This window comes from Serratia sp. (in: enterobacteria) (genome assembly GCF_046715635.1).
Taxonomy (GTDB): Bacteria; Pseudomonadota; Gammaproteobacteria; order Enterobacterales; family Enterobacteriaceae; genus Chania.
In genome coordinates this window covers 1-4,752 of sequence record NZ_JBKJYW010000294.1, presented here as the reverse complement: position 1 = coordinate 4,752, position 4,752 = coordinate 1, and the positions used below count along the sequence as shown (strand labels likewise).

Genomic DNA, 4,752 nt, shown 5'->3' with positions numbered 1-4,752 from the left:
AACACCGGCATTGTGGTTGATATGTCGCGCTACATGAACCGCATTCTGGACATTAATGTCGAGCAAGGTTGGGTGCGGGTCGAAGCTGGGGTGATTAAAGACCAGCTCAACCAGTATTTGCGACCGTTCGGCTATTTCTTCGCTCCGGAGCTTTCCACCAGCAATCGTGCCACCCTTGGCGGTATGATCAATACCGACGCTTCTGGCCAGGGTTCGCTGGTGTACGGCAAAACCTCAGACCATGTGCTGGGGCTGCGGGCGGTGTTGCTGGGGGGCGAAATGATCGACACCCGCGCCATGCCGACGCCGCTGGCGGAAACGATTGCTCTGGAAGACACGCCAGAAGGGCGGATCTACCACACCGTGCTGAACCGTTGCCGCGAGCAACGGGCGCTGATCCTGGAGAAATTCCCCAAGCTTAACCGCTTCCTCACCGGCTACGATCTGCGCCACGTGTTGAGCGACGATCTGCAAACCTTCGATCTGACACGCATTTTTACCGGTGCCGAAGGGACCTTGGCCTTTATCACCGAAGCGCGGCTGGATATCACGCCGCTGCCGAAGGTACGGCGGCTGGTTAACGTCAAATATGATTCTTTCGATTCGGCCTTGCGCAATGCGCCCTTTATGGTGGAAGCCAAGGCGCTGTCGGTGGAAACCATCGACTCCAAGGTGCTGAATCTGGCCCGTGAAGATATCGTCTGGCACTCGGTCAGTGAACTGATCACCAACGTGCCGGATAAAGAGATGCTCGGGCTGAACATCGTTGAGTTTGCCGGTGACGATAAGGAACTGATCGACGGCCAGATGGAAGCGTTGTGTGAGCGTCTGGACGATCTGATCTCCGAGCAACAGGCTGGGGTGATCGGCTATCAGATTTGCGGCGATCTGACCGGCATTGAACGCATCTACAATATGCGCAAAAAGGCGGTTGGGCTGCTGGGTAACGCCAAAGGGCAGGCCAAACCCATCCCGTTTGCTGAAGATACCTGCGTGCCGCCGCAGCATCTGGCCGATTACATTACCGAATTCCGCCAACTGTTAGATAGCCATAACCTGAGCTATGGCATGTTCGGCCACGTGGATGCCGGAGTGCTGCACGTGCGCCCGGCGTTGGATATGTGCGATCCCCAGCAAGAAGTGCTGATGAAGCAGATCTCTGACCAGGTGGTGGCGTTAACCGCGAAATACGGTGGCTTGCTGTGGGGGGAACACGGTAAAGGCTTCCGGGCGGAGTACAGCCCGGCGTTCTTCGGCGAAGAACTCTACGAAGAACTGCGCCGCATCAAGGCCGCATTTGATCCGCTCAATCGCCTCAACCCGGGTAAGATCTGCCCGCCGCTGGGCGTTGATGCCGTTATGATGAAGGTGGATGCGGTGAAACGCGGCACGCTAGATCGCCGCATTCCCATCGATGTCCGTACCTCGTTCCGAGGTGCGATGGAGTGTAACGGCAACGGGCTCTGTTTCAACTTTGACGTACACAGCCCGATGTGCCCGTCGATGAAGATCACCGCGAATCGGATCCACTCGCCGAAAGGCCGTGCGGCCCTGGTGCGTGAATGGTTACGGTTACTGGCAGAGCAGGGCGTGGACCCTGTCGCGCTGGAAAAACAATTGCCGCAGCAGCGCCTCAGCTTCCGCACTCTGGTTGAGAAAACCCGTAATAGCTGGCATGCAGGCAAGGGCGAGTATGACTTCTCCCATGAGGTCAAAGAGGCGATGTCGGGTTGCCTGGCCTGTAAAGCCTGTTCGACCCAGTGCCCGATCAAGATCGACGTGCCGGGCTTCCGTTCGCGCTTCCTGCAGCTTTATCACACCCGCTATCTGCGCCCGATGCGTGACTACATGGTTGCTGGCGTCGAGAGCTATACCCCGTTGATGGCCAAAGCGCCGAAGGTGTTCAACTTCTTCTTCAAGCAGCCTTGGGTGCGCGAACTGAGCCGCAACAGCATCGGCATGGTGGATTTACCGCTGCTTTCCAGCCCAACGTTACGCCAGCAGCTTTCTGGTCATAGCGCGTTCAGCATGACGCTTGAACAGCTGGAGGCATTGGGCGCAAGCCAGCGCGAGCAGCATGTGCTGGTGGTGCAGGATCCGTTTACCAGCTATTACGATGCTCAGGTCGTGGCAGATTTTGTGCGGCTGGTGGAAAAGCTGGGCTACAAGCCGCTGCTGTTGCCATTCTCACCAAACGGTAAGGCGCAGCATATCAAAGGCTTCCTGACGCGCTTTGCCAAAACGGCGCGCAAGACCGCGGACTTCCTCAACCGGGTAGCCAAACTTGGGATGCCGATGGTAGGCGTCGATCCGGCGCTGGTGCTGTGTTATCGCGACGAGTATCAGGAAATTCTCGGGGACGAACGGGGTAATTTCCAGGTGCAACTGGTTCATGAATGGTTGCAAAAATTATTGGCAGAACGTGCGGAACAGCCTGCCACCGGGGAAGCCTGGTATCTGTTTGGCCACTGCACCGAAACCACCGCCTTACCGGCAAGTTCCCAGCAGTGGGCTGCCATCTTTGCCCGTTTTGGTGCCAAATTGGAAAACGTCAGCGTGGGCTGCTGCGGCATGGCGGGCACTTACGGTCACGAAGCCAAGAATCTGCAAAATTCCCTGGGGATATATGAGCTATCATGGCATCAGGCGCTACAACGTTTGCCAAGGCAACGCTGTCTGGCGACCGGTTATTCTTGCCGCAGCCAGGTAAAACGCATTGAAGGCAATGGCGTGCGGCATCCATTACAGGCACTTCTGGAGATGATTGCGTGAAGCTGTGGAAACGTGAAACAACGCTGGAACAACTCAACCAAAGCGGCGAAGGATGCATGGTAGCCCATGTAGGCATTCAGTTCACCCGTTTGGAAGAGGACTATTTAGAGGCGGTGATGCCCGTCGATCACCGCACGACCCAGCCGTTTGGCCTGTTGCACGGTGGGGCTTCGGTGGTGCTGGCCGAATCGATGGGCTCAATGGCCGGTTATCTGTGTACCGAAGGGGAACAAAAGGTGGTGGGGTTGGAGATTAACGCTAACCACCTGCGCGCGGTATTTAAAGGGCAGGTGCGCGGGGTTTGTCGTGCGTTGCACGCTGGCCGCCGCAATCAGGTCTGGCAGATTGAAATCTTCGACGATCGCGATCGCCTGTGCTGTACCTCGCGGCTGACCACGGCAGTATTGGAGTAACACCAACCCCGCAGGTTTTCCCCCTGCGGGGCAAACGTTACAGCTGGAACGGTACCCGTTTCACAAAATCCTTCTGAAAAGCGGTAGCCTTATCCCAGCCGCCTTCCATCGAATATTTCTGGCAAATCAGCGTTAGCGTGTGCCGGGCAAAATGATAGCACTGCACGCGGAACAACTGGCAGCGCTGGGGATTGTTGATCTCGACGATCAGCCGGTTGTGCAGTTTGCTCAACGCATGCAGATAGCTTTCATCATCGCCATTCTCCAGGCACAAATTCGCCATGCCAAGACTAACGCCGTTGTAACGCTTCAGATGATTGATGTTGCATTCCGGCCGCTGTAGCGCCGCTTCCGCCATATAGAAATCCACCGTGACGTCACGGATGTTGAATTTGTACTCATCAATTTTGCCCAGCAGCCACGCATTCATCGAGATAGCCATAGGTCCACGCCCAATCAAAGCTTAATGATAATCATTATCATATTTGCTGCTGTGGCGATGATCAATGCTCCCCGGCGATTTTTTTCTGTTGTGGGTCATTTGACCCCCCGCGGGCTAAAAACACGCGAGCGACTAGACTTAAAGCAGGGAAAGGCATTTTTCAGACAGACAAGATGCAGAAATAGGTATTTTCTATGAATGTTTAAAACAGTCGGCTTATCTGGCGTTATAACCTTGTCAGGTCTGCGGGATAAGCCGTACGGGATATGATGAATTATAGTTAATTCAGCAGGATAAAAATTATCCCTGACTCTATTTCGCCTGGATGCGCCATCGGTTTAACGTACTAACGAGCGTCATTCCGGGCGTTTGGTAAATACCCCCGCAAAACAAACGGTTGAAGTGATAATCATTATCACTAACATAGGCGGTAAGCCAGATTGGCGGTGGTAGAACACGAATGTGAGGTAGGCCATATGCATACGGCAGATGTTGGTACTTTTTCCTTGGCAGACAACGTCTGGCAAGGCATTTCGCTGAGCGACAGCGCGGTGAAACAGATAATCAGACTCATGCAGCAGGATGCGCAGGTGAAAGGGCTGCAGCTCGGCGTCAAACAATCCGGCTGTGCGGGCTTTGCCTACGTTCTGGATTTGACCCGCGAACCGGCCAGCGACGATCTGATGTTCGAACGCGATGGGGCAAAACTGTTCGTGCCGCTCAAAGCGATGCCGTTTATCGATGGCACCACGGTAGATTTTGTTCGGGAAGGGCTGAATCAGATGTTCAAATTTAACAACCCTAAAGCTCAGAACGCCTGCGGGTGCGGTGAGAGCTTTGGCGTTTAAGCGATGCAATCAACATGACACGAAGCAACGTAGAAACAGCGAAAGACGTACCGGCTTGGGTCAGCGAAGGTCGCTACAAGGAAGGATTCTTTACCCAACTGGCCACCGATGAGTTGGCCAAAGGTATTAACGAAGAGGTGGTGCGCGCCATCTCGGCCAAGCGTAACGAGCCCGAGTGGATGCTGGAATTCCGCCTGGAGGCTTACCGTGCCTGGTTACAAATGGAAGAGCCACACTGGCTGAAAGCCAACTACGACAAGCTGAACTATCAGGATTA

General features: G+C 54.9%; 4 protein-coding genes and 1 pseudogene. 4 read left to right on the top strand and 1 reads right to left on the bottom strand.

The features are described 5' to 3' along the window. Together ACLQ7H_RS14990 and menI are read left to right on the top strand one after the other, a co-directional pair. On the top strand, positions 1-2,772 hold a 2,772-nt coding region (locus ACLQ7H_RS14990), incomplete at its 5' end, for an FAD-binding and (Fe-S)-binding domain-containing protein (RefSeq protein WP_411753369.1). Further along, positions 2,769-3,185, top strand: coding sequence for a 1,4-dihydroxy-2-naphthoyl-CoA hydrolase (gene menI / locus ACLQ7H_RS14985; protein WP_411753368.1), 417 nt, complete (start codon positions 2,769-2,771; stop codon positions 3,183-3,185). The genes ACLQ7H_RS14990 and menI, both read left to right, overlap by 4 nt. A 37-nt stretch (positions 3,186-3,222) precedes the next feature. On the opposite strand, the gene ACLQ7H_RS14980 is transcribed toward menI, so the two are convergent. Then, a complete protein-coding gene (locus ACLQ7H_RS14980) occupies positions 3,223-3,627 on the bottom strand; it encodes a hypothetical protein (protein WP_411753367.1) in 405 nt (134 codons plus the stop codon). Positions 3,628-4,103: 476 nt separating this feature from the next. Here ACLQ7H_RS14980 and sufA point away from each other — a divergent pair, with 476 nt between their 5' ends. Together sufA and ACLQ7H_RS14970 are read left to right on the top strand one after the other, a co-directional pair. Then, a complete protein-coding gene (gene sufA, locus ACLQ7H_RS14975) occupies positions 4,104-4,475 on the top strand; it encodes a Fe-S cluster assembly scaffold SufA (RefSeq protein ID WP_411753366.1) in 372 nt (123 codons plus the stop codon). Positions 4,476-4,489: 14 nt separating this feature from the next. After that, positions 4,490-4,752 (top strand): annotated as a pseudogene (locus tag ACLQ7H_RS14970) (Fe-S cluster assembly protein SufB); the annotation flags it as partial.

Coding starts and splice junctions, on each gene's coding strand:
- sufA (WP_411753366.1), top strand. CDS start 4,104: ATGCATACGGCAGATGTTGGTACTTTTTCCTTGGCAGACAACGTCTGG.
- ACLQ7H_RS14980 (WP_411753367.1), bottom strand. CDS start 3,627: ATGGCTATCTCGATGAATGCGTGGCTGCTGGGCAAAATTGATGAGTAC.